This is a genomic window from Achromobacter sp. Root170 (assembly GCF_001428165.1).
GTDB lineage: Bacteria > Pseudomonadota > Gammaproteobacteria > Burkholderiales > Burkholderiaceae_B > Achromobacter > Achromobacter mucicolens.
In genome coordinates, this window is sequence record NZ_LMHN01000012.1 from 463,531 (window position 1) to 486,037 (window position 22,507).

Consider the following 22,507-nt stretch of genomic DNA (forward strand, 5'->3'; position numbering starts at 1 on the left):
ATGTTTACGACTCGCCCGGAAATTCTCGGCACCTTCGGTGTCGTGACGTCCACCCATTGGCTGGCCAGCGCGGCTGGCATGTCGCTGCTGGAGCGCGGCGGCAATGCGTTCGATGCCTGCGTCGCCTCGGCGTTCGTGCTGCAGGTGGTCGAGCCTCATCTGGTCGGCCCTGCCGGCGAAGTGCCCGCCGTGTTCTATTCCGCCCGCACCGGCAAGGTCGAGGTGCTGTGCGGGCAGGGCACCACGCCCGCCGCCGCCACGCTCGAACGCTACCGCGCCGAAGGGCTGAAGCTCATCCCCGGCAACGGCCTGCTCGCGACCGTGATCCCGGGCGCGTTCGACGCCTGGATGCTGCTGCTGCGCGACCACGGCACGATGCGGGTGCGCGACGTGCTTGAGCCCGCCATCTATTACGCGGAGCACGGCCATGCGCTGATGCCGCGCATCTCCAACACCATCGCCGGCCTGAAAGACTTCTTCGAGACGCACTGGCCGACGACCGCCCAGGTCTACGTGCCGGGCGGGCAGGTGCCGCAGGCCCGCAAGCTGTTTCGCAATCCGGCGCTGGCCCGCACCTGGACCCGCGTCCTCAAAGCCGCCGAAGGCGCTGGCGCCGACCGCGACCGCCAGATCGAGGCCGCGCGCGACGCGTTCTACCGCGGCTTCATCGCCGAGGAGATCGACCGCTTCGCCCGCAACACCGACGTCATGGACGAAAGCGGAACGACCCACCGCGGCGTCATCACCGCCGACGACCTGGCCGGCTGGTCCGCCAGCTATGACAAGCCGCTGACTTACGACTATCACGGCTACACGGTCGCCAAGGCGGGCGCCTGGAGCCAGGGGCCGGTCTTTCTGCAGACCCTCGCCATCCTGAAGGACATGGACCTGGCAGGCGTCGGTCCCACCAGCGCCGAGTTCATCCATCGCGTCACCGAGGCCATGAAGCTCGCCTTTGCCGACCGCGAAGCGTATTACGGCGACCCCGCGTTCATCGACGTGCCGCTGGCCCATCTGCTGTCCGACGCGTACAACGCCGAACGCCGCCAGCTGATCGGGGAGGGCGCGTCGCGCGACCTGCTGCCCGGCCAGGTGCCCGGCTTCGAGGCGCAGGTGGCGCGCGTCATGGACACCCTGGAACGGCTGTCGCCGGTCACCGCGCCCGGCAGCGCCACGAACGAACCGACGCTTGCCGACATGCGCGCCTCGGCCAAGCGCGGCGACACCACGCACGTGGACGTGATCGACCGCTGGGGCAACATGATCTCGGCCACGCCGTCGGGCGGCTGGTTCCAGTCCTCGCCGGTCATCCCCGAACTGGGCTTCGGCCTGAACACCCGCGCCCAGATGTTCTGGCTGGAAGAAGGCTTGCCGGGCACGCTGGCACCGGGCAAGCGCCCGCGCACCACGCTGACCCCGTCGCTGGCGCTGCGCGACGGCAAGCCCTATCTGGCGTTCGGCACGCCGGGCGGCGACCAGCAGGAGCAATGGCAGCTCCTGTTCTTCCTGCGTCACGTGCATCACGGCCTGAACCTGCAGGAAGCCATCGACCTGCCCATGTCGCACACCATGCACTTTCCCACCTCGTTCTATCCCCGTGACCGCAAGCCGGGCCATCTCGCGCTGGAGGCCAGCTTCGGCGCCGAGGTCATCGAGGCCCTGCGCCAGCGCGGGCACCAGATCGAGGAAGTGCCCGAATGGTCGGTCGGCCGGCTGACCGCGGCCTCGCGCGATCCCGACGGACTGCTGCATGCGGCCGCGACGCCGCGCCTGATGCAGGCCTACGCCATCGGGCGTTGACCGGTCGCACGCACGCTTGCTTACAAAGCGTGCGTGCCCGCGCTTCACCGCGTCTTGCGGCGCTTTGCCCGCTTAGGGTATGTTTGTCGCATGACGCCATCCGAGCAGAGCCCGGCAACAGCGGCTCGACCCCTCACGGGAACAGAACCCTTATTCATCGTCCTCAATAAAGGATCGGGGCGCGGCGACGCGCAGGTCCTGCAGGACACCATCCGGCAGATCCTCGACGAGGCCGGGCGGCGCTACGAACTCATGCCGGTCGACGATCCGTCGCGGCTGACGGACGTGGCGCGCCAGGCGGTCAAGCGCGCGCAGGACGAGCAGGGCGTCGTCATTGCCGCGGGCGGCGACGGCACGCTCAATGCCGTGGCGGGCACGGTGCTGCGACAAGGCGTGCCCTTCGGCATCCTGCCGCAAGGCACCTTCAACTACTTCGGCCGCACCTACGGCATTTCGCAAGAGACAGACGTGGCGCTGCGCGGCTTCCTGCAAGGCACCATCCGGCCGGTGCAGGTCGGCCTGCTGAACGGCCGCCTGTTCCTCGTGAACGCCAGCCTTGGTTTGTATCCGCAACTGCTGGAAGACCGCGAAGCCTACAAGCAGCGCTACGGCCGCCGGCGCTGGGTCGCGCTGTGGTCGGGCCTGGTCACGCTGTGGCGCCAACCGCGCCAGCTTGGCCTGCAACTGGAATTCGAAGGCAAGTCGCGCAGCTTGACCTCGCCGACGCTGGTGGTGGGCAACAACAAACTGCAGCTTGAACATATCGGCATCGAAAACGACGGGCTCGATCGGAACCAACTGGTCGCCATGGCGGCGCGGCCCGTCGGCACGCTGGCGCTCTATGGCCTGTTGGTGCGCGGCCTGCTAAGCCGGTTGGGTGACGCTGAGAACGTGATCAATTTCGCGTTCGACAAGCTCACGGTGGGGGTGCGAGGGCGCCGCCGGGTCAAGGTGGCGATGGACGGCGAAATCTCCTGGATGGACACGCCGCTCGAATTCAAGGTGGCGACTGATCGTCTACCTCTCGTGGTGCCGGCGGATCCCGAGTTCCTGGACCGCTCATGACGCGGATCCTGCATCTGTCCGATACCCATTTCGGCACCGAGCGCAAGGCGGTCATTGAAGCTGTGCTGGATTTGGCACGGCAACTGTCGCCCGATCTCGTGGTCCTCAGCGGCGACATCACCCAGCGCGCGCGCCGCAGCCAGTTCGCCGCCGCACGCCGTTTCATCGAGCGCCTGGCGCTGCCCGTGCTGGCGGTGCCCGGCAATCACGATATCCCGCTGTTCAACGTGTTTCTGCGGGTGCTCAATCCGTACGGCAACTACAAGCGCGCGCTCGGACCAATCCTCGAACCCGTGTTCGAGAACGACGGCGTGCTGGCAATCGGCGTGAACACCACGCGGCCAAGGCGCCACAAGGACGGCGAGATCTCCGATGCCCAGATCACCCGGGTCGCCCAGCGGCTGCGCCAGGCGCGGCCGGGGCAGTTGCGGATCGTCGTGGCGCACCATCCGGTGCGCGCCAAGGTCGAATCCGACCTGTCCAACCTGCTGATCGGCCGCGAGCGCGCGCTCGCGGCGTGGGCGCAGGCGGGCGTCGACCTGGTGCTGGGCGGTCACATACACTTGCCCTACGTGCTGCCGCTGACCGCGCCGACGGGGCCGGCCGGCTGGATCGTCCAGGCCGGAACGACCTGTTCGCACCGCGTCCGGGGCACCGTGCCCAATTCGCTGGGCGTGATCACCCGCACCGAAGAGGACGGCCAGCAGGTCTGCCACGTCGAGCGCTGGGACTACGCGGCCGGCGCGCACGCGTTCGCACCCGTCGACAAGACGCTGGTCTCGCTGTAGTAGTGCGCGCGCTCGTCCGCGCGAAATTTTTTTGATGGCGCACACATGACCGATGTCTACGCCGCATGGGCCGCGGCCCATGCCCTCTCGTTGTTTATCGCGCTGCCGCTGCTGGCCGGCGGCGCGGCGCTGCTGTTCATGCGGTGCCATGGGCGGTTGTCCCGCAATGGCCGCGCCGCGCTGTTTGCCGGCGTGGCCGGCGTGTCCTTCGTTCTGTTTCTCACGTTGGCCCTGGCTGTCGAAAGCCGCGGCGCCGTGGTGCAGTTCGACGGCGCGCTGGCCGATGCGCTCAGCATGTCCATGTGCACGTCGATGCTGTGGCTGCTGTCCTGGATCACGTATCTGGGCGACCGCAACCTGCTCACCGTCGTCGCCGTGCTGATGACGATTGCGCTGTTATGGCGCGGGCTGTGGCAGCTTGCGCTCTTTTGCGCCATCGCGACCGGCCTGAACGGCGCGCTCAACTGGCTGTTCAAGCACACCTTCGAACGCGTGCGCCCCGATCACGACCACGGCTATGCCATGGCGACCGGCTGGAGTTTTCCCAGCGGTCACGCCTCTGCCGCCATGGCCGTGTACGGCACGGCGTGCTACCTGATGTGGCGGTTTTCCCCGCCCGCGTGGCGCTTGCCCTGCGTGGCGTTCATGGCCGCGCTCATCATGGCCATCGGCCTTAGCCGCATCCTCTTGCAGGTGCATTTCGCGAGCGACGTCGTGGCCGGGTTTGCCGTCAGCCTCGGTTGGCTGGTCCTTTGCGTGGCGGCCGTCGAGCGGCTGCACGTGTCAGGCCGGTGGGGTCAGCGCGTCCAGTAAGCGAGCCTCCACGCCAGCCGAATCGCACGCCTGCAACGGCGCGCAGGCATAACGTCCCCCCGCGCTGGCAATGGCCCGGTCCAGCTGCCGCATCCGGTCGGCCGGCGGCGGATCCAGGTCGATGATCAGCTTGCCGGCGATGGGCGCGGTGACCCGCCCGTCGCTGAAGCGTTCCAGCGTGCGATCGATCTCGCGCTCGCGGGGCAGGGCCAGCACGATGGTGTCGGATTCCGCCAGGGCTTCGCGCGCCGACGTCGCCAGCGTCGCGTTGCCGCGGAAGGCTTCGCAGCGGTCCGCCTCGATGTCAAAAAGCGTCAGCGCAATGTCGGGATCGGCTGCCAGCAGCCGCCGCGCAGCCAGCGTGCCGATCCTGCCCATGCCGACGATGCTGACGCGCGGACTCATGGCTTGGGCACCGACCACGTGCTCACGATATGGGCAACCGGCTCGTCCGAGCCTTCTCCCGTCAGCACGACCTCTCCCGCGCTTAGCCGGCCCACCTTCAGCAGGCGGGCATGGGCATGGATGGCGCCCGCCGGGCTCTTGCGCAGGAAATTGATGGTCAGGCTGGCCGTGACCGCATGCGCCTGGCCGGTGGCGCCCACGACCGCCGCATACATGGCCAGGTCGGCAAGCCCCATCAGCATCGGTCCGGCCACGATGCCGCCCAGCCGCTGGTGCGTGTCCCGGGCGGGCAGCACGGCATGCGCCGTGCCGTGGCCGATGTGCAGTACGTCGATTCCCAGCAGCATCGAGAACGGGTGCTGGTCGGCCAGCAGCACGTGAAAGTCGGCAAGGCTGATCAGCGGCGCGTGGCCGTTGGCGGCTAGGGCGGTTGCAGTCATCGTTGCTCCAGGGCAAGGCAGTAGTTGTCCAGCAGCGCGTCGGCCTGCTGGCCCAGGGATTTGAGACGGCGCGTGTGCAGCAGCAGCAACAGCCCCATCAGGTAGGTGAACACGTTCATCTGCTCGGCCTGCACGGCCTCGCCGCGCCAGCCTTTCGTGCGCGACAACGCCTGGCCGATGAGATCGATGGATTGCCGCAACCGGGAATTGAGCTTCTCGTCCATGTCGCGGCCCAGTCCGCGCGGCCCCAGTCCCTGGAACAGGTACAGCCCCAGGGAAAAATCCGTGCGCCGCTCGGCGTAATAACCGAAGAACGCGCGGATCACGCCGCGCGCGGCCGATTCCGGCGCTTCGGCCTGTTCGGCTCGCTCCAGATGCGCGTGCAGCCGCTGCAGCGATTCGTCCAGCAGTTCGCCATAAAGCGCTTCCTTGCCCGCAAACCACGGATAGATGGCCCCCGTCGTGCAGCCGGCTTCCTTCGCAATCGCCCGGATCGTCGTTTTTTCAAGACCGTCGCGCTCGAAGACGCGCTGCGCGGCGTCCAGGATGATCTGCCGACGCAGGGCGCTGAGTCGTTCGTTTCGGTCGGCGCGAGGGGAGGGGGTGGACATATGGGGCTGGACGTCTGTTCGATGCCACCGATCATATCGACGATTTTTATTAATAACAATGTTATCCAGCCGGGACTTGGCTACGATGATCAGCAGGGCCGGCGTCATCGCGGCCGCCTCCGTTTTTCGCCGGATGGCCGCCGGATCCGTGAAGAAAGTTGCGCGACAAATGGGTTTTGGAATTGCCCGGAAAATTGGGGGCAGGGCCGAAAGTCGCATGGTTGCGCGCTCGGGCTTTTCGGTAAGGGAAAGCCCTAGCGTTGCCGGGCAAGCATCAGCGGGATGTTGCAACTTCCCAACAAGCCTGTCGCAAACCTGCACTTTTCTGATGCCGACCATAGCCAGCCCCCCCGATTTTTGATGCAATAGCGTCAACTTCCCTTCGCGGAGTTAGGGGGGCGGCAGGCTGGTTTGCTGGATTGCTGCTCTTGTCACTCAAATCAACGGAGATTTCTTAAATGAAAAAGACTCTGCTCGCTGCCGCCCTGCTCGCCGGTTTCGCCGGTGTCGCCCAGGCAGAAACGTCTGTCACCCTGTACGGCATCATCGACACGGGCCTCGGCTACAACAAGATCAGCGGCGGTACTGATGCCCAAAACGGCAGCCGTTTTGGCATGATCAACGGCGTCCAGAACGGTTCGCGCTGGGGTCTGCGTGGTTCGGAAGATCTGGGTGACGGCCTGCGCGCTGTTTTCCAACTGGAATCGGGCTTCAACTCGGGTAACGGCACCTCCGCTCAAGGTGGTCGTCTGTTCGGCCGTCAAGCCACCGTCGGTCTGGCCAGCGACAGCTGGGGTCAACTGGACTTCGGTCGTCAAACCAACATCGCGTCGAAGTACTTCGGCTCGATCGATCCGTTCGGCGCTGGCTTCGGTCAAGCCAACATCGGCGTTGGCATGAGCGCTGCTAACACGCAACGCTACGACAACATGGTCATGTATCAGACCCCGTCGTTCAGCGGCTTCCAGTTCGGCGTTGGCTACTCGTTCAGCGCTGATGACACCAAGGGTTCGGAAACCGGCTTCAAGACCGCCGACAACACCCGCGCCATCACGACCGGTCTGCGCTACGTCAACGGCCCGCTGAACGTCGCTCTGTCGTACGACCAGCTGAACGCCTCGAACCGTCTGCCGACCGAATCGACCGACGCCACCCCGCGTATGTACGCCATCGGCGGTTCGTACGACTTTGAAGTCGTGAAGCTGGCTCTGGCCTACGCTCGCACGACCGACGGTTGGTTCGCCGGCCAAGGCACCGCCACCAGCACCATCGGTGGTGGCTCGAGCTCCGTGAACTTCGGCAACAACCTGTTTGCTGACGGCTTCAAGGCTAACTCGTACCTGGTTGGTCTGTCGGCCCCGATCGGCGGCGCTTCGAACATCTTCGGTTCGTGGCAGCGTGTTGATCCGTCGAACGACAAGCTGACGGGTGATGATTCCAACATGAACATCTACTCGCTGGGCTACACCTACGACCTGTCCAAGCGCACCAACCTGTACGCTTACGGTTCGTACGCCACGAACTACGCGTTCCTGAACGACCTGAAGTCGACCGCTGTCGGCGTCGGTGTCCGTCACCGCTTCTAATCCAACGCAGGGCGCAAGCCCTGTCTGGATTTAAAGCAAAGTCGAACGGGCCTCGGCCCGTTCGCATAAACCACCCTTTTGGGGGTGGTTTTTTTTCGTCTGCTGGCTGAATTCGTGCATACTACGGCTTCGTGCTCATCAAGCCGTGTATCCTTCGAAGTACGCCGACGAAAGCTGCGATTGTTCCATTTGAGGAATGCAGTCTTTCGCCTGCTATTCAAGCTACAGAGTTCAGCCGGAAGTAACCGCGCGAATGCTACAATCCTAAGGTTTGCGCATTTGACGGACGCCTGAATGAACCTGCAACAGTATTTTCCCGTCCTGCTGTTTATCGTAGTGGCCACCCTTATCGGGTTCGCGCTTCTAACGGCCGGCTCCCTCCTTGGTCCGCGGCGTCCTTACGCTGAGAAGCTCTCGCCTTACGAGTGCGGCTTCGAAGCGTTTGAAGATGCACGCATGAAGTTTGACGTGCGCTACTACCTCGTGGCGATCCTGTTCATTCTTTTCGACCTGGAAATCGCGTTCCTGTTTCCGTGGGCCATCGCCCAGGGCACCGTCGGACTCGTCGGTTTCTGGACGGTCATGGTTTTCCTCGCCGTGTTGACCGTCGGCTTCATCTACGAATGGAAAAAGGGCGCGCTGGATTGGGAGTGACCTCCGGGTTCATTTCACAGCACGCTATCAGAGACGAATATGGCTATAGACGGCATTCTCAAGCAAGGGTTCATCACCACCAGCGCCGACAAGTTCCTGAACTGGGCGAAGACCGGTTCGATGTGGCCCATGACCTTCGGTCTGGCCTGTTGCGCGGTTGAGATGATGCATGCGGGCGCGGCCCGCTACGACCTGGACCAGTTCGGCATCATCTTCCGGCCCAGTCCCCGCCAGTCCGATCTCATGATCGTGGCCGGCACCTTGTGCAACAAGATGGCGCCGGCGCTGCGCAAGGTCTACGACCAGATGCCCGAGCCGCGCTGGGTGGTTTCCATGGGCTCCTGTGCCAATGGCGGCGGCTACTACCACTACTCGTATTCGGTGGTCCGTGGCTGCGATCGCATCGTACCGGTAGACGTCTACGTGCCGGGCTGCCCGCCCACGGCCGAGGCGCTGGTCTACGGCTTGCTGCAAATGCAGAACAAGATCCGTCTGACCAACACGATTGCGCGCTGATGCTTCGTCCGGTTCGCCGGCAGGCCTTAAGCCGCCGCGAACCTTGCGAAACCAGCGTATCGGTTCACCTAAGCGTACAAGATGATGACCAGGCTCGAATCCCTGAAAAACAATTTGCAGACCACCCTCGGCGCGGACATCGCGCTGACCGAGGCGCTGGGCGAGCTGACGCTCGAAGTGCCCGCGGAGCAGTGGTTCTCCGTCTGCAACAAGCTGCGCACCGAAGCCGGCCTGCGCTTTGAAACCTGTATCGACCTCTGCGGCGTCGACTACCTGACCTGGGGCAACGGCACGCGTCAGCTGCCCGAGGAAACGAACGCCCGCATCCACCGCTCGCGCTACGCTGTCGTGGCGCACCTGCTCTCCATCGAGAACAACTGGCGGCTGCGTGTGCGCACCTGGGCGCCCGACGACGAGTTCCCCATGGTCGCCTCGCTGATCGAGTGCTGGCCCACGGTCGGCTGGTTCGAGCGCGAAGCCTTCGACCTGTACGGCATCGTCTTCGAAGGCCACCCGGACCTGCGCCGCATCCTGACCGACTACGGCTTCATCGGCCATCCCTTCCGCAAGGACTTCCCGCTGTCGGGCACCGTCGAAATGCGCTACGACCCCGAACAACGGCGCGTCATTTACCAGCCGGTCACGATCGATCCGCGCGAGATCACCCCGCGCGTGGTGCGCGAAGACACCTACGGCATGGGGCGTTGAATCATGGCAGACATCAAGAACTACACCCTGAACTTCGGTCCTCAACACCCGGCCGCGCACGGCGTGCTGCGCCTGGTGCTCGAGCTTGACGGCGAAGTCATCCAGCGCGCCGACCCGCATATCGGCCTGCTGCATCGCGCCACCGAAAAGCTGGCCGAACACAAGACCTACATCCAGGCGCTGCCCTACATGGACCGCCTGGACTACGTGTCCATGATGTGCAACGAGCACGCCTACGTCATGGCCATCGAAAAGCTGCTGGGCGTCGAAGCCCCGCTGCGCGCGCAGTACATCCGCGTGATGTTCGATGAAATCACCCGCCTCTTGAACCACCTGATGTCGCTGGGTTCGCACGCGCTCGACGTGGGCGCCATGGCGGTGTTCCTGTATGCCTTCCGTGAACGCGAAGACCTGATGGACTGCTACGAAGCGGTGTCGGGCGCGCGCATGCACGCGGCCTACTACCGTCCGGGCGGCGTCTACCGCGACCTGCCGGATTCCATGCCGCAGTACGGCGACTCCAGCAAGTACCGTGGCGACAAGGAAATCCGCGCCATGAACGACGCGCGTTCGGGCTCGCTGCTGGATTTCATCGAAGACTTCACCAACCGTTTCCCGGCCTGCGTCGACGAGTACGAAACGCTGCTCACCGACAACCGTATCTGGAAGCAGCGTCTGGTCGGCATCGGCGTGGTCGATCCCGATCGCGCCAAGGCGCTGGGCTTCACCGGCCCGATGCTGCGTGGTTCGGGCGTCGCATGGGACCTGCGCAAGATGCAGCCCTACGAAGTCTACGACCTGCTTGATTTCGACATCCCCGTGGGTGTCAACGGCGATTGCTACGACCGCTACCTGGTCCGCATCGCCGAGATGCGCCAGAGCAATCGCATCATCCGCCAGTGCGTGGAATGGCTGCGCAACAATCCCGGCCCGGTCATGATCGAGAACCACAAGATCGCCCCGCCGTCGCGCACCGCCATGAAGACCAACATGGAAGAGCTGATCCATCACTTCAAGCTCTTCACCGAAGGTTTCCACGTGCCCCCGGGCGAGGCGTACGCCTCGGTCGAGCATCCGAAGGGCGAATTCGGCATCTATCTGGTGTCCGACGGCGCCAACAAGCCCTACCGCCTGAAGATTCGGGCGCCCGGCTTTGTCCACCTGCAATCGCTGGATGAAATGTCGCGCGGCCACATGATCGCCGACGCCGTCACCATCATTGGCACGCAGGACATCGTTTTCGGCGAGATCGATCGCTGATCATCCGCCCCAGACAGTCACGAGCACGCCCGCATAACCCGGATTCAAACTATGCTGCTTTCCGAACAGGCCTACCAGAAAATCGACCGTGAACTGGCCAAGTTCCCGGCCGACCAGCGGCAGTCCGCCATCATGGCCTCGCTTGCCATCGCGCAAGAAGAGAAGGGCTGGTTGGCTACCGAAGTCATCGAAGACGTGGCCAACTACATTGGCGTTCCGCCCATCGCGGTCCAGGAAGTCGCCACGTTCTACAACATGTTCGACGTCAAGCCCGTCGGCAAGAACAAGATCGCCGTCTGCACCAACTTGCCCTGTGCCTTGCGCGATGGCGACCGTGCCGGCGAATACCTCAAGCGCAAGCTGGGCGTCGACTACCGCCAGACCACCGAAGACGGCCAGTTCACCCTGGTCGAAGGCGAGTGCATGGGCGCCTGCGGCGACTCCCCCGTGCTGATCGTGAACAACAAGCATATGTGCGTGCGCATGACCGACGAGAAGCTGGACGCGCTGGTCGCGGCCCTCAAGCAGCAAGGAGAGTCGGCATGAATGCGCCTGACCTGTACAAGCAGTTCGCGCAGGGGCTGGACCCCAACCCCCTGAACGACCTGTCCAACTCGATGTGCCTGCACGGCCGGCACATGCAGCCGCAGATCATGGCCGACGTCGACGGCGCCAACTGGCGCCTGGCCGACTACGTCAAGCGCGGCGGCTACGAAGCCCTGAAAAAGATCCTCACCACCGGCATGAAGCCGGAAGACGTGATCGCCGAGGTAAAGGCGTCGGGTCTGCGCGGCCGTGGCGGCGCGGGCTTCCCCACCGGCCTGAAGTGGAGCTTCATGCCGCGCGCCTTCCCCGGCCAGAAGTACCTCGTCTGCAACTCCGACGAAGGCGAACCGGGCACGTTCAAGGACCGCGACATCCTGCGTTTCAATCCGCACATCGTGATTGAAGGCATGGCGATCGCGGCCTACGCCATGGGCATCAGCGTCGGGTACAACTACATCCACGGCGAAATCTTCGAAGTCTACGAGCGCTTCGAAGAAGCCCTGGAAGAAGCGCGCGCCGCCGGTTTCCTGGGCGACCGCCTGTTCGGTTCCGACTTCAGCTTCCAGCTGCACGCATTCCACGGTTACGGCGCCTACATCTGCGGCGAAGAAACCGCGCTGCTGGAATCGCTGGAAGGCAAGAAGGGCCAGCCGCGCTTCAAGCCGCCGTTCCCGGCCAGCTTCGGCCTGTACGGCAAGCCCACCACGATCAACAACACGGAAACGTTCGCGGCGGTGCCGTGGATCATCCGCAACGGCGGCCAGGCCTACCTGGAAGTCGGCAAGCCGAACAACGGCGGCACCAAGCTGTTCTCGATCACTGGCGACGTCGAGCGTCCCGGCAACTACGAGATCCCGCTGGGCACCCCGTTCTCGACCCTGCTGGAACTGGCAGGCGGCATGCGCGGCGGCAAGAAGCTGAAGGCGGTCATTCCCGGCGGCTCGAGCGCCCCGGTCCTGCCCGCCGACATCATGATGGAATGCACGATGGACTATGACTCCATCGCCAAGGCCGGCTCGATGCTCGGCTCCGGCGCGGTGATCGTCATGGACGAGACGCGTTGCATGGTCAAGTCGCTGCTGCGCCTGTCGTACTTCTATTTCGAAGAAAGCTGCGGCCAGTGCACGCCGTGCCGCGAAGGCACCGGCTGGCTGTACCGCATGGTGCACCGTATCGAGAACGGTCAAGGCCGTCCGGAAGATCTGGAGCTGCTGGACAACGTGGCCGCCAACATCATGGGCCGCACCATCTGCGCCCTCGGTGACGCCGCCGCCATGCCCGTACGTGGCTTCCTCAAGCATTTTCGCGACGAATTCGCGCACCACATCGAGCACAAGTCTTGTGTGGTCCCGCAATATCTGTAGGTCTCAGGAACAGCAATGGTTGAACTAACCGTCGACGGCAACAAGGTCGAAGTGCCCGAAGGCAGCATGGTCATGCATGCCGCCCAGAAAGTCGGGCTTTACGTGCCGCATTTCTGCTACCACAAGAAACTGTCCATCGCGGCCAACTGCCGGATGTGCCTGGTTGAAGTGGAAAAAGCGCCCAAGGCGCTGCCCGCCTGCGCCACGCCCGTGACCAACGGCATGGTCGTCCACACCTGCTCGGAGAAGGCTCGCGCCGCTCAGAAGTCGGTGATGGAATTCTTGCTCATCAATCACCCCCTCGACTGCCCGATCTGCGATCAGGGCGGCGAATGCCAGCTGCAGGATCTGGCCGTGGGCTACGGCGGTTCTTCCTCGCGTTACCAGGAAGAAAAGCGCGTCGTGTTCCACAAGGACCTGGGCCCGCTGGTGTCGGCCGAGGAAATGTCCCGCTGCATCCACTGCACCCGCTGCGTGCGCTTCGGCCAGGAAATCGCCGGCGTCATGGAACTGGGCATGCTGGGCCGTGGCGAACACTCCGAGATCACGACCTTCGTCGGCCGTTCGATCGAGTCCGAACTGTCGGGCAACATGATCGACATCTGTCCGGTGGGCGCGCTGACCTCCAAGCCCTTCCGCTACAGCGCCCGCACCTGGGAACTGGCTCGCCGCCGTTCGGTCAGCCCGCACGACAGCCTGGGCGCCAACCTGGTCGTCCAGGTCAAGGGCGACCGCGTGATGCGCGTGGTGCCGTTCGAGGACGAAGCCGTCAACGAATGCTGGATCAGCGATCGCGACCGCTTCTCGTACGAAGGCCTGAACAGCGAAGACCGCCTGTCCGCCCCGATGATCAAGGGCACCGACGGCAAGTGGCAGGAAGCCTCCTGGGCCGATGCCCTGCAGGCCGTGGCCCAAGGCCTGTCGCGCGTGCGTGACAGCTTCGGCGCCGGCCAGATCGGCGCCCTGGCGTCCGAATACGCCACGACCGAGGAATACGCGCTGCTGGGCCGCCTGGTTCGCGCGCTGGGTTCCGAGAACATCGACTTCCGCCTGCGTCAGACCGACCCGGCCTTCGACGCCGCGCTGACCGGCGCGCCGTGGCTGGGCATGCCCATCGCCGAACTCGACAACCTGGACCGCGTCCTGGTCGTCGGCTCGTTCCTGCGCAAGGATCACCCGCTGATGGCCCAGCGTCTGCGCCAGGCCGCCAAGCGCGGCACGCAGATCCTGATGGTCGACAGCGCCGCCGACGATCCCCTGATGCCCGTGACCGCGCGCATCACCGTGGCCCCGTCGGAACTGGCGCGCGCGCTGGCCGAAGTGGCCGTCGCGCTGGCCCAGGCCAAGGAACAGGCCGTGCCGGCCGAGTTCGCCTCGGTCACGCCGGGCGAAAACGCCAAGCTCATCGCCGCCAGCCTTGCCTCGGGCGCCAACACGGCCGTCCTGATGGGCAACCTGGCCGTCGCCAGCGCTCAGGCCACCACCCTGGCCGCCAACGGCCGCGCCGTGGCTGACCTGTCGGGCGGCAAGTTCGGCTTCCTGACCTCGGGCGGCAACACCGTCGGCGGCTACCTCGCCGGCGCCATCCCGGGCAAGGGCGGCAAGACCGCCGCAGCGATGCTCGCCGAACCGCTCAAGGCCTACATCGTCCTGCACGCCGAACCGCTGCTGGATGCCGACAACGGCCAGCAAGCCATCGCCGCGCTGCGCGGCGCGCAGTTCGCCGTCGCGCTCACGCCTTACCGTTCGGCCGCTGCCGAATGGGCGGACGTGATGCTGCCGGTGTCGCCGTTCACGGAAACCTCGGGCACGTTCGTCAACGCCCAAGGCCTGGCCCAAAGCTTCAAGGGCACGGTCACGCCGTTCGGCCAGACCCGTCCGGGCTGGAAGGTGCTGCGCGTGCTGGGCAACGTCCTGCATCTGGCCGGCTTCGACGACGAGACCTCCGAGTCCGTGCGCGACGCCGTGCTGGCCAGCGGCGTCGAAGGCCGCCTGTCCAACGACGTCAAGGCTCCGCTGGGTCTGGGCCAGGCCCTCTCCGGCCTGGAACGCGTCGCCGATGTGCCGATCTACCGCACCGACGCCATGGTGCGCCGCTCGGAACCGCTGCAGGCCTCGCCGGCTTCGAAGAAGCCCGCCGCCGCCATGAACGGCCGTACCCTCACCAGCCTCGGCCTGACGGCCGGCGTCAAGGTGCGCGTCTCGGCCGGGCAGGGCGCCGTCGAACTGGAAACCGTGCAGGATGATGCCGTGGCCGATCGCGCCGTGCGCATTTCCGCCGCCTTCGAAACTACCGCTGCCCTGGGTGGCGCATTTGGTCAAATCAGCGTGGAGCGTGCCTGATGGAATGGCTCAATGTTCTTGAAAGCCACGGTCAGGCATTGCTGGGCCCGACGGTCTGGATGGTCCTCTGGACCCTCATCAAGATCGTGGTCATCGCCGTGCCCATCATCCTGTGCGTGGCGTACCTGACGTACTGGGAGCGCAAGATGATCGGCGCCATGCACGTGCGCATGGGTCCGAACCGCGTCGGCTTCAAGGGGCTGCTGCAGCCTTTCGCAGACGTCTTCAAGCTGCTCACCAAGGAAGTCGTCGTTCCCAGCCAGGCCAACAAGGTGCTGTTCGTCGTGGCCCCCGTGGTCACGCTGATGCCCGCGCTGGCTGCCTGGGCGGTCGTGCCCTTCGGTCCCGACGTCGTGCTGGCCAACGTCAATGCCGGCCTGCTGTACATCATGGCCATCACGTCCATCGGCGTGTACGGCGTGATCGTCGCTGGCTGGGCGTCCAACTCCAAGTACGCGTTCCTGGGCGCGCTGCGCGCCTCGGCCCAGATGCTGTCGTATGAACTGGCCATCGGCTTCGTGCTGGTGACGGTCCTGCTGGTGTCCGGCAGCCTGAACATGTCCGAGATCGTCAACGTGCAGAACCGCGGCTGGTTTGCCGACAAGGGCCTGACGTTCATGTCCTGGAACTGGCTGCCGCTGTTGCCGCTGTTCGTGATCTACGTGATCTCGGCCGTCGCAGAAACCAACCGCCACCCGTTCGACGTGGTGGAAGGCGAATCCGAAATCGTGGCCGGCCACATGGTCGAGTACTCGGGCATGGCCTTCGCGCTGTTCTTCCTGGGCGAATACGCCAACATGATCCTGCTGTCCTGCATGGCGTCGATCATGTTCCTGGGCGGCTGGGCTTCCCCGATCGATATCGCGCCGCTGACCTGGATTCCGGGTTGGATCTGGCTGGGTCTCAAGACGTTCGTCGTGGTCTCGTTGTTCGTGTGGTTCCGGGCCTCGTTCCCGCGCTACCGCTACGACCAGATCATGCGTTTGGGTTGGAAAATCTTCATCCCGCTGACCGGCGTCTGGCTGGTCGTGGTGGCGATCTGGATGCAGACGCCCTGGAACATTTGGCGCTAAGCGCCAAGCAGAGGCAGGATATGGAAGCGATCAAGGATTTCTTCGGCAGCCTGATGCTGACCGAGTTGCTCAAGGGCATGCGCCTGACGGGCAAGTATTTCTTCAAGCGCAAGGTCACCTTGCGCTACCCCCAGGAAAAGACCCCTGCGTCGCCGCGTTTCCGCGGCCTGCACGCGCTGCGCCGCTACCCCAACGGGGAAGAGCGCTGCATCGCGTGCAAGCTGTGCGAAGCCGTGTGCCCGGCGCTGGCGATCACGATCGAGTCGGATCAGCGCGACGACGGCACCCGCCGCACGACGCGCTACGACATCGACCTGACCAAGTGCATCTTCTGCGGCTTCTGTGAGGAAAGCTGCCCCGTGGATTCCATCGTGGAAACGCACATCCACGAATACCACGGCGAAAAGCGCGGCGACCTGTATTTCACCAAAGACATGCTGCTCGCCGTGGGCGACCGCTACGAAGCCGACATCGCCCGCCGCCGGGCCGAAGACGCGCCTTACCGCTGAAGCCCAGGGTCTGATCCATGACTTTTACCACTGTCCTTTTCTACATACTGGCCGCCGTGCTGGTGATCGCGGCCTTCCGCGTGATCACCGCGCGCAGCGCGGTCACCGCCGTTCTGCACCTGATCCTGGCGTTTGCCAACGCGGCCATGCTCTGGATGCTGCTGGGCGCCGAGTTCCTCGCGCTGCTGCTGGTGCTGGTGTACGTGGGCGCCGTAATGGTGCTCTTCCTCTTTGTCGTGATGATGCTCGACATCCGCATGGACACCCTGCGCCAGGGCATGAAGACCTACCTGCCGCTCGGCCTGGTCATCGGTCTCGTGCTGGTGCTGGAAGTGTCCTTCGTGCTGGGCACCATCTGGTACGGCTCCGGTCCGCAGGCGCAACTGCCCAGCGACTACAACAACGCCCGCGCGCTGGGCGAGGCGATGTACACGCAGTATGTCTACGCCGTTGAAGTGGGCGCCGCGCTGCTGCTGGTCGGCATGGTTGCCGCAATCGCGCTGACCCTGCGCCGCCGCCGCGACGTGAAGTACAACGACCCGGTCGCCGCTGTCCGCGTGCGTGCGAAGGACCGCTTCCGCATGGTGAGCATGCCCGCCCAGAGCGAGCGCGCCCAGGCCAAGCGTGACGCGTCGAACGGTGCCGCGCCCCAAGGAGAACAACAATGACGCTGACGCTGGCCCACTATCTGATCCTTGGCGCAATCCTGTTCGCCATCGGGATCTTCGGCATCTTCCTGAATCGCCGCAACCTGATCATTCTCCTGATGTCCATCGAGCTCGTGCTCCTGGCCGTCAACATGAACTTCGTGGCGTTCTCCAGCTGGTTCGGCGACACCGCCGGCCAGGTGTTCGTGTTCTTCATCCTGACCGTGGCCGCCGCCGAAGCGGCGATCGGCCTGGCCATCCTGGTGCTGCTGTTCCGCAACCTGAACACGATCAACGTTGACGAACTCGATCGCCTGAAGGGCTGACGGGGTATTGGAAGAAAATGTCTAGCTCACCCAATCTCTACCTGCTCATCGCGCTGGCGCCGCTGGCCGGAGCAATTCTCGCGGGCCTTTTCGGCACCGGGTTCCTGGGCCGTCCCATCGGCCGCCGCGCCTCGCACGTCATCACCATCCTGGGCGTGCTCATCTCCGCCATCGGTTCGGTGGTGGTGCTGGGCGACGTGCTGAACGGCCTGCGCTTCGACGGCGCGGTCTACACCTGGAGCCTGATCGGCCAGACCAAGCTGGAAATCGGCTTCCTGATCGATCCGCTGTCGGCCATGATGATGGTCGTGGTGACCTCCGTGTCGTTGATGGTGCACATCTACACCATCGGCTACATGGCTGACGATCCCGGCTACCAGCGCTTCTTCTCGTACATCTCGCTGTTCACGTTCTCCATGCTGATGCTGGTGATGTCGAACAACATGGTGCAGCTGTTCTTCGGCTGGGAAGCGGTGGGCCTGGTGTCCTACCTGCTGATCGGTTTTTGGTACACGCGCCCCACGGCGATCTTCGCCAACATGAAGGCGTTCCTGATCAACCGCGTCGGCGACTTCGGTTTCGTGCTGGGCATTGGCCTTCTGTTCGCCTACGCCGGCACCATGCACTACGGTGAAGTCTTCGCGCAGGCCGACAAGCTGGCCGGTATGACGCTGCCCGGCTCCGACTGGATGCTGCTGACGGTGGCATGTATTTGCCTGTTCATCGGCGCCATGGGCAAATCGGCCCAGGTTCCGCTGCACGCCTGGCTGCCCGACTCGATGGAAGGCCCGACCCCGATTTCCGCGCTGATCCACGCCGCCACCATGGTGACGGCCGGCATCTTCATGGTCGCGCGTTTCTCGCCGCTGTTCGAACTGTCGGATACCGCGCTGTCGTTCATCATCGTGATCGGCGCCATCGGTGCGCTGTTCCTGGGCATCCTGGGCATCATCCAGAACGACATCAAGCGGGTCATTGCGTATTCCACGCTGTCGCAGCTGGGCTACATGACTGTCGCGCTCGGTGCGTCGGCCTACTCGGTCGCGATCTTCCACCTGATGACGCACGCGTTCTTCAAGGCGCTGCTGTTCCTGGGTGCGGGTTCGGTCATCATCGGCATGCACCACGACCAGGACATCCGCAACATGGGCGGCCTGCGCAAGTACATGCCCATCACCTGGATCACCTTCCTGCTGGGCACGCTGGCGCTCGTCGGCACGCCGTTCTTCTCGGGTTTCTACTCGAAGGAAAACATCATCGAAGCCGCCGGCCAGGCCAACGTCTGGGGCGCTAGCTTTGCCTACTATGCCGTGCTGATCGGCGTGTTCGTCACGTCGCTGTACTCGTTCCGCGTGTACTTCCTGGTCTTCCATGGCAAGGAACGCTTCGACACCAGCGACCACGGCCACGGCCATGACGCGCACGGTCACGACGATCACGGCCATGACGACCACGGCCATGGCCACCACGGCGGCAAGCCGCACGAGTCGCCCTGGGTCGTCACGCTGCCGCTGATCCTGCTGGCCATTCCGTCGGTGTTCGTCGGCGCCTGGGCGGTCGACCCGATGGTGTTCGGCAAGTTCTTCGACGGCGTCATCAAGGTGCTGCCGCAGCAGCATCCCGCCATGCACGTGCTGAGCGAGGAATGGCACGGCTGGGTCGCCTACGGCCTGCATGCCTTCCAGACCCTGCCGTTCTGGCTGGTCGTCGCTGGCTTCGTCATCTCGTGGTACTGCTACCTGATCAACCCCAAGGTGCCGGCCGCCATCAAGGCCAACCTGTCGGGCGTGAACAAGATCCTCGAGAACAAGTACTACGTCGACTGGTTCAACGAGCAGGTCATCGCGCGTGGTCTGCGCTGCCTGGGCCGCGGCCTGTGGCAGACCGGTGATCGCGGCATCATCGATGGCATCCTGATCAACGGCAGCGCCCGTGTCGTGGGCTGGGTGGCAGCCATCAGCCGCCACCTGCAGTCCGGCTTCATCTATCACTACGCGTTCGCAATGATCATCGGCGTCATGGCGCTGGTGACTTTCTTTGTGCTGATTCCCCAATGATGGCAAGCGAGATGGCATCCAACACTTTTCCCTGGCTCACGCTTGCGATCTTTGTCCCGATCGTATTCGGCCTGCTGGTGCTGGCGGTGGGCCGTGACGACCGTCCCGGCCTGACGCGCGGCCTGTCGCTCGTCGGCGCGATCGCCGGCTTCCTGGTCACGATTCCGCTCTACACCGGGTTCGATTCCTCCACGGCCGCCATGCAGTTCGTGGAGAAGACCTCCTGGATCGAGGCCTTCAACGTCAATTACCACCTGGGCATCGACGGCATTTCGATGTGGTTCGTGCTCCTGACCGCGTTCATCACCATCATCGTGGTGCTGGCCGGCTGGGAAGTCATCACGAGCCGCGTCGCGCAATACATGGCCGCCTTCCTGATCCTGTCGGGTCTGATGGTGGGCGTGTTCTGCGCGCTGGACGGCATGCTGTTCTACGTGTTCTTCGAAGCCACGCTGATCCCGATGTACATCATCATCGGTGTCTGGGGCGGACCGAACCGCGTGTATGCGGCGTTCAAGTTCTTCCTGTACACCCTGATGGGTTCGCTGCTGACGCTGGTCGCGTTCGTCTACCTCTGGAATGTCTCGGGCGGTTCGTTCGACATCCTGACCTGGCAGCAGACCAAGCTGGGCTATACCCCGCAGATCCTGATCTTCGTGGCGCTGCTCGCGGCTTTCGCGGTCAAGGTGCCGATGTGGCCGGTTCACACGTGGTTGCCGGACGCCCACGTGGAAGCGCCCACGGGTGGCTCCATCGTGCTGGCCGCGATAATGCTGAAGCTGGGCGCCTACGGTTTCCTGCGCTTCTCGCTGCCGATCGCGCCTGACGCCTCGCACAGCCTGGCCGGCCTGATGATCACGCTGTCGCTGATTGCCGTGATCTACATCGGTCTGGTCGCGATCGTGCAGGACGACATGAAGAAGCTGGTGGCCTATTCGTCGGTCGCTCACATGGGCTTTGTCACGCTGGGCTTTTTCATCTTCAACACGGCCGGCGTCGAAGGCGCCATCGTGCAGATGATCTCGCACGGCTTCGTGTCGGGCGCCATGTTCATGTGTATTGGCGTGCTCTATGACCGCATGCACTCGCGCCGCATCGCCGACTACGGCGGCGTGGTCAACGTGATGCCGCGCTTTGCCACGTTCTTCATCCTGTTCTCGATGGCCAACAGCGGCCTGCCGGCCACCAGCGGCTTCGTCGGCGAATTCATGGTGATCATGGGCGCTGTCGAGCACAACTTCTGGATCGGCCTGCTGGCAGCTACTGCCCTGATCCTGGGCGCGGCGTATTCGCTGTGGATGGTCAAGCGCGTCGTCCTGGGCGATGTCGCCAACGACCACGTGCGCGAGCTGACCGATATCAACCGCCGCGAATTCGTGATTCTTGGCGTGATGGCGATCGCCGTGTTGTACATGGGGATCTATCCCAAGCCCTTTACCGACGTCATGCACGTGTCGGTCGAGGCCCTGCTGCAACACGTTGCCGTCTCGAAACTGTAAGACAAGACAATGATGCAATCCCAAATCGATTTCGCCTTGGCGACACCGGAAATCCTTCTGCTGATTTTCGGCCTGGCTATCCTGCTCATCGACGCGGTCAGCAATCACCCCGAGCGCAAGCCGACGTTTCTGCTGACCATGCTTGCCCTGGGCGTGCTGACCGTCGTGTCGGCCGTGCAGTGGAAGAACGGCGTGGCTGGCTCGACGTTCAACGGCCTGTACGTCACGGACGAGCTGTCGCACCTGCTGAAGATCGCTTCGTACCTTGCCGTCGGCGTCACGCTGATCTACGGCCGCGTGTATGCGCAGGTTCGCGACATGGTGCGCGGCGGCGAACTCTACGTGCTGACGCTGTTTGCCCTGCTGGGCCAGATGGTCATGATCTCCTCCGGGAACCTGATCTCCATCTACCTGGGTCTGGAGCTGATGTCGCTGGCGCTGTACGCGCTGATCGCCCTGCGCCGCGACAACGTCGTGGCCACCGAAGCCGCCATGAAGTACTTCGTGCTGGGCGCGCTGGCCTCGGGCTTCCTGCTGTACGGCATGTCCATGATCTATGGCGCGACGGGTCACCTTGACCTGACCGAAGTGTCCAACGTCATCGCCGCCGGCAAGGCCGAGAAGATGGCGCTGGTGTTCGGCATCGTGTTCCTGGTGTCGGGCCTTGCGTTCAAGCTGGGCGCCGTTCCGTTCCACATGTGGGTGCCGGACGTCTACCAGGGTTCGCCCACCGCCGTCACGCTGATTCTGGGCGGCGCGCCCAAGCTGGCCGCTTTTGCGATCACGCTGCGCCTGCTGGTTGACGGCCTGCACGGCCTGGCCACCGACTGGCAGCCGATGCTGATGATCCTGGCGGTGCTGTCGCTGGCCATCGGCAACCTGACCGCCATTGCCCAGACCAACTTCAAGCGCATGCTGGCTTACTCGACCATCTCGCACATGGGCTTCGTGCTCCTGGGCCTGATGTCGGGGTCGGTGGCCGGCAAGCCGGAACTGTCGTCGGCCGCCTACGGCGCCTCGCTGTTCTACATGCTGACCTACGTGCTGACCACGCTCGCCAGCTTCGGCATCGTGCTGCTGCTGTCGCGCCAGGGCTTTGAGTGCGAGCACATCGACGACCTGAAGGGCCTGAACCGCCGCAGCCCGTGGCATGCCGCCATCGTGCTGCTCCTGATGTTCTCGCTGGCCGGCATCCCGCCGCTGGTGGGCTTCTACGCCAAGCTGGCCGTACTGCAGGCGCTGGTTTCCGCCGGCCACGTGACGCTGGCTGTGGTCGCGGTGCTGTTCTCGCTGATCGGCGCGTTCTACTACCTGCGTGTGGTCAAGGTCGTCTACTTCGACGAACCGGCGGCCGACGCTGCCCCGATGGTGGCCACGGCCGGCCAGCGCGGCGTGCTGTCGATCAACGGCGCCTTGATCCTGGTGCTGGGTCTGTTGCCGGGTGGCCTGATGGCCCTGTGCGTGCAGGCCATCCGCTCGTCGCTGAGCCTCTAAGGA

Annotated in this window: 22 protein-coding genes; 19 read left to right on the top strand and 3 right to left on the bottom strand. The window is 64.3% G+C overall.

All coding sequences use genetic code 11. The features are described 5' to 3' along the window. The 4 genes from ASD87_RS12330 (at position 1) to ASD87_RS12345 (ending at position 4,466) form a co-directional block, all read left to right on the top strand. Positions 1-1,800 (top strand): gamma-glutamyltransferase family protein, encoded by a 1,800-nt coding sequence (locus ASD87_RS12330; RefSeq protein WP_056321691.1) that lies wholly within the window; start codon positions 1-3, stop codon positions 1,798-1,800. A 90-nt stretch (positions 1,801-1,890) separates the two neighbouring features. Continuing rightward, entirely contained in the window at positions 1,891-2,865 is a 975-nt protein-coding gene (locus ASD87_RS12335; protein WP_056321693.1) for a diacylglycerol kinase family protein, read from the top strand. Beyond that, positions 2,862-3,653: a metallophosphoesterase gene (locus ASD87_RS12340; RefSeq protein ID WP_056321696.1), complete on the top strand. Its 792-nt coding sequence runs from the start codon at positions 2,862-2,864 to the stop codon at positions 3,651-3,653. The genes ASD87_RS12335 and ASD87_RS12340 overlap by 4 nt, the downstream gene beginning before the upstream one ends. Before the next feature lie 45 nt (positions 3,654-3,698). Then, positions 3,699-4,466 (top strand): phosphatase PAP2 family protein, encoded by a 768-nt coding sequence (locus ASD87_RS12345; RefSeq protein ID WP_056321699.1) that lies wholly within the window; start codon positions 3,699-3,701, stop codon positions 4,464-4,466. On the opposite strand, the gene ASD87_RS12350 is transcribed toward ASD87_RS12345, so the two are convergent. The 3 genes from ASD87_RS12350 to ASD87_RS12360 are packed head-to-tail and all read right to left on the bottom strand — an operon-like array spanning position 4,437 to position 5,922. Then, on the bottom strand, positions 4,437-4,871 hold the full coding sequence (locus ASD87_RS12350; RefSeq protein ID WP_056321702.1) for an NAD(P)-binding domain-containing protein: 435 nt from the start codon (positions 4,869-4,871) through the stop codon (positions 4,437-4,439). The genes ASD87_RS12345 and ASD87_RS12350 overlap by 30 nt on opposite strands. Next, positions 4,868-5,311, bottom strand: coding sequence for a PaaI family thioesterase (locus ASD87_RS12355; protein WP_056321704.1), 444 nt, complete (start codon positions 5,309-5,311; stop codon positions 4,868-4,870). Before ASD87_RS12355 ends, ASD87_RS12350 begins: the two co-directional genes overlap by 4 nt. Continuing rightward, complete coding sequence (locus ASD87_RS12360; protein ID WP_056321707.1) at positions 5,308-5,922, bottom strand: TetR/AcrR family transcriptional regulator; 615 nt, start codon at positions 5,920-5,922, stop codon at positions 5,308-5,310. The genes ASD87_RS12355 and ASD87_RS12360 overlap by 4 nt, the downstream gene beginning before the upstream one ends. Positions 5,923-6,380: 458 nt before the next feature. Between ASD87_RS12360 and ASD87_RS12365 the strand changes: the two genes are divergently transcribed. The 15 genes from ASD87_RS12365 (at position 6,381) to nuoN (ending at position 22,504) form a co-directional block, all read left to right on the top strand. Then, positions 6,381-7,508, top strand: coding sequence for a porin (locus ASD87_RS12365; RefSeq protein ID WP_056321709.1), 1,128 nt, complete (start codon positions 6,381-6,383; stop codon positions 7,506-7,508). A gap of 294 nt (positions 7,509-7,802) precedes the next feature. Next, complete coding sequence (locus ASD87_RS12370; protein ID WP_006217959.1) at positions 7,803-8,162, top strand: NADH-quinone oxidoreductase subunit A; 360 nt, start codon at positions 7,803-7,805, stop codon at positions 8,160-8,162. Between the two features lie 39 nt (positions 8,163-8,201). Further along, positions 8,202-8,678, top strand: coding sequence for an NADH-quinone oxidoreductase subunit B family protein (locus ASD87_RS12375; RefSeq protein WP_006217960.1), 477 nt, complete (start codon positions 8,202-8,204; stop codon positions 8,676-8,678). An 81-nt stretch (positions 8,679-8,759) separates the two neighbouring features. Beyond that, the gene (locus tag ASD87_RS12380) at positions 8,760-9,386 is read left to right on the top strand and encodes an NADH-quinone oxidoreductase subunit C (protein WP_056321712.1); all 627 of its coding nucleotides are present in this window, start codon (positions 8,760-8,762) and stop codon (positions 9,384-9,386) included. 3 nt (positions 9,387-9,389) lie between these two features. After that, complete coding sequence (locus ASD87_RS12385; protein ID WP_056321715.1) at positions 9,390-10,646, top strand: NADH-quinone oxidoreductase subunit D; 1,257 nt, start codon at positions 9,390-9,392, stop codon at positions 10,644-10,646. Positions 10,647-10,697: 51 nt separating this feature from the next. Next, on the top strand, positions 10,698-11,192 hold the full coding sequence (gene nuoE, locus ASD87_RS12390) for an NADH-quinone oxidoreductase subunit NuoE (protein WP_056321718.1): 495 nt from the start codon (positions 10,698-10,700) through the stop codon (positions 11,190-11,192). Then, positions 11,189-12,556 (top strand): NADH-quinone oxidoreductase subunit NuoF, encoded by a 1,368-nt coding sequence (gene nuoF / locus ASD87_RS12395; protein ID WP_056321720.1) that lies wholly within the window; start codon positions 11,189-11,191, stop codon positions 12,554-12,556. The genes nuoE and nuoF overlap by 4 nt, the downstream gene beginning before the upstream one ends. A gap of 15 nt (positions 12,557-12,571) precedes the next feature. Then, positions 12,572-14,899 carry an NADH-quinone oxidoreductase subunit NuoG gene (gene nuoG / locus ASD87_RS12400; protein WP_056321722.1) on the top strand — a complete coding sequence of 776 codons (2,328 nt, stop codon included), beginning with the start codon at positions 12,572-12,574 and terminating at the stop codon, positions 14,897-14,899. Next, on the top strand, positions 14,899-15,972 hold the full coding sequence (gene nuoH / locus ASD87_RS12405) for an NADH-quinone oxidoreductase subunit NuoH (RefSeq protein WP_056321725.1): 1,074 nt from the start codon (positions 14,899-14,901) through the stop codon (positions 15,970-15,972). Before nuoG ends, nuoH begins: the two co-directional genes overlap by 1 nt. Before the next feature lie 20 nt (positions 15,973-15,992). Beyond that, positions 15,993-16,481 carry an NADH-quinone oxidoreductase subunit NuoI gene (gene nuoI, locus ASD87_RS12410; protein WP_008161196.1) on the top strand — a complete coding sequence of 163 codons (489 nt, stop codon included), beginning with the start codon at positions 15,993-15,995 and terminating at the stop codon, positions 16,479-16,481. A 17-nt stretch (positions 16,482-16,498) separates the two neighbouring features. Then, the gene (locus ASD87_RS12415) at positions 16,499-17,149 is read left to right on the top strand and encodes an NADH-quinone oxidoreductase subunit J (RefSeq protein ID WP_056321728.1); all 651 of its coding nucleotides are present in this window, start codon (positions 16,499-16,501) and stop codon (positions 17,147-17,149) included. Next, positions 17,146-17,454: an NADH-quinone oxidoreductase subunit NuoK gene (gene nuoK, locus ASD87_RS12420; RefSeq protein ID WP_006217969.1), complete on the top strand. Its 309-nt coding sequence runs from the start codon at positions 17,146-17,148 to the stop codon at positions 17,452-17,454. The genes ASD87_RS12415 and nuoK overlap by 4 nt, the downstream gene beginning before the upstream one ends. Before the next feature lie 17 nt (positions 17,455-17,471). Beyond that, positions 17,472-19,511 (top strand): NADH-quinone oxidoreductase subunit L, encoded by a 2,040-nt coding sequence (gene nuoL / locus ASD87_RS12425; RefSeq protein ID WP_056321730.1) that lies wholly within the window; start codon positions 17,472-17,474, stop codon positions 19,509-19,511. Then, a complete protein-coding gene (locus ASD87_RS12430; protein ID WP_056321733.1) occupies positions 19,508-21,010 on the top strand; it encodes an NADH-quinone oxidoreductase subunit M in 1,503 nt (500 codons plus the stop codon). Before nuoL ends, ASD87_RS12430 begins: the two co-directional genes overlap by 4 nt. Positions 21,011-21,019: 9 nt before the next feature. Then, on the top strand, positions 21,020-22,504 hold the full coding sequence (nuoN, locus tag ASD87_RS12435) for an NADH-quinone oxidoreductase subunit NuoN (RefSeq protein ID WP_056321736.1): 1,485 nt from the start codon (positions 21,020-21,022) through the stop codon (positions 22,502-22,504). Positions 22,505-22,507 lie beyond the last annotated feature (3 nt).

What these genes read in the sequence shown, in the direction of transcription:
- ASD87_RS12330 (WP_056321691.1), top strand. Translation starts at nt 1, where the DNA reads ATGTTTACGACTCGCCCGGAAATTCTCGGCACCTTCGGTGTCGTGACG.
- ASD87_RS12415 (WP_056321728.1), top strand. Translation starts at nt 16,499, where the DNA reads ATGACTTTTACCACTGTCCTTTTCTACATACTGGCCGCCGTGCTGGTG.
- ASD87_RS12430 (WP_056321733.1), top strand. Translation starts at nt 19,508, where the DNA reads ATGATGGCAAGCGAGATGGCATCCAACACTTTTCCCTGGCTCACGCTT.
- nuoK (WP_006217969.1), top strand. Translation starts at nt 17,146, where the DNA reads ATGACGCTGACGCTGGCCCACTATCTGATCCTTGGCGCAATCCTGTTC.
- ASD87_RS12380 (WP_056321712.1), top strand. Translation starts at nt 8,760, where the DNA reads ATGATGACCAGGCTCGAATCCCTGAAAAACAATTTGCAGACCACCCTC.
- nuoN (WP_056321736.1), top strand. Translation starts at nt 21,020, where the DNA reads ATGATGCAATCCCAAATCGATTTCGCCTTGGCGACACCGGAAATCCTT.
- nuoF (WP_056321720.1), top strand. Translation starts at nt 11,189, where the DNA reads ATGAATGCGCCTGACCTGTACAAGCAGTTCGCGCAGGGGCTGGACCCC.
- nuoE (WP_056321718.1), top strand. Translation starts at nt 10,698, where the DNA reads ATGCTGCTTTCCGAACAGGCCTACCAGAAAATCGACCGTGAACTGGCC.
- nuoG (WP_056321722.1), top strand. Translation starts at nt 12,572, where the DNA reads ATGGTTGAACTAACCGTCGACGGCAACAAGGTCGAAGTGCCCGAAGGC.
- ASD87_RS12375 (WP_006217960.1), top strand. Translation starts at nt 8,202, where the DNA reads ATGGCTATAGACGGCATTCTCAAGCAAGGGTTCATCACCACCAGCGCC.
- ASD87_RS12370 (WP_006217959.1), top strand. Translation starts at nt 7,803, where the DNA reads ATGAACCTGCAACAGTATTTTCCCGTCCTGCTGTTTATCGTAGTGGCC.
- ASD87_RS12345 (WP_056321699.1), top strand. Translation starts at nt 3,699, where the DNA reads ATGACCGATGTCTACGCCGCATGGGCCGCGGCCCATGCCCTCTCGTTG.
- nuoI (WP_008161196.1), top strand. Translation starts at nt 15,993, where the DNA reads ATGGAAGCGATCAAGGATTTCTTCGGCAGCCTGATGCTGACCGAGTTG.
- nuoH (WP_056321725.1), top strand. Translation starts at nt 14,899, where the DNA reads ATGGAATGGCTCAATGTTCTTGAAAGCCACGGTCAGGCATTGCTGGGC.
- ASD87_RS12360 (WP_056321707.1), bottom strand. Translation starts at nt 5,922, where the DNA reads ATGTCCACCCCCTCCCCTCGCGCCGACCGAAACGAACGACTCAGCGCC.
- ASD87_RS12340 (WP_056321696.1), top strand. Translation starts at nt 2,862, where the DNA reads ATGACGCGGATCCTGCATCTGTCCGATACCCATTTCGGCACCGAGCGC.
- ASD87_RS12365 (WP_056321709.1), top strand. Translation starts at nt 6,381, where the DNA reads ATGAAAAAGACTCTGCTCGCTGCCGCCCTGCTCGCCGGTTTCGCCGGT.
- ASD87_RS12335 (WP_056321693.1), top strand. Translation starts at nt 1,891, where the DNA reads ATGACGCCATCCGAGCAGAGCCCGGCAACAGCGGCTCGACCCCTCACG.
- ASD87_RS12385 (WP_056321715.1), top strand. Translation starts at nt 9,390, where the DNA reads ATGGCAGACATCAAGAACTACACCCTGAACTTCGGTCCTCAACACCCG.
- ASD87_RS12355 (WP_056321704.1), bottom strand. Translation starts at nt 5,311, where the DNA reads ATGACTGCAACCGCCCTAGCCGCCAACGGCCACGCGCCGCTGATCAGC.
- ASD87_RS12350 (WP_056321702.1), bottom strand. Translation starts at nt 4,871, where the DNA reads ATGAGTCCGCGCGTCAGCATCGTCGGCATGGGCAGGATCGGCACGCTG.
- nuoL (WP_056321730.1), top strand. Translation starts at nt 17,472, where the DNA reads ATGTCTAGCTCACCCAATCTCTACCTGCTCATCGCGCTGGCGCCGCTG.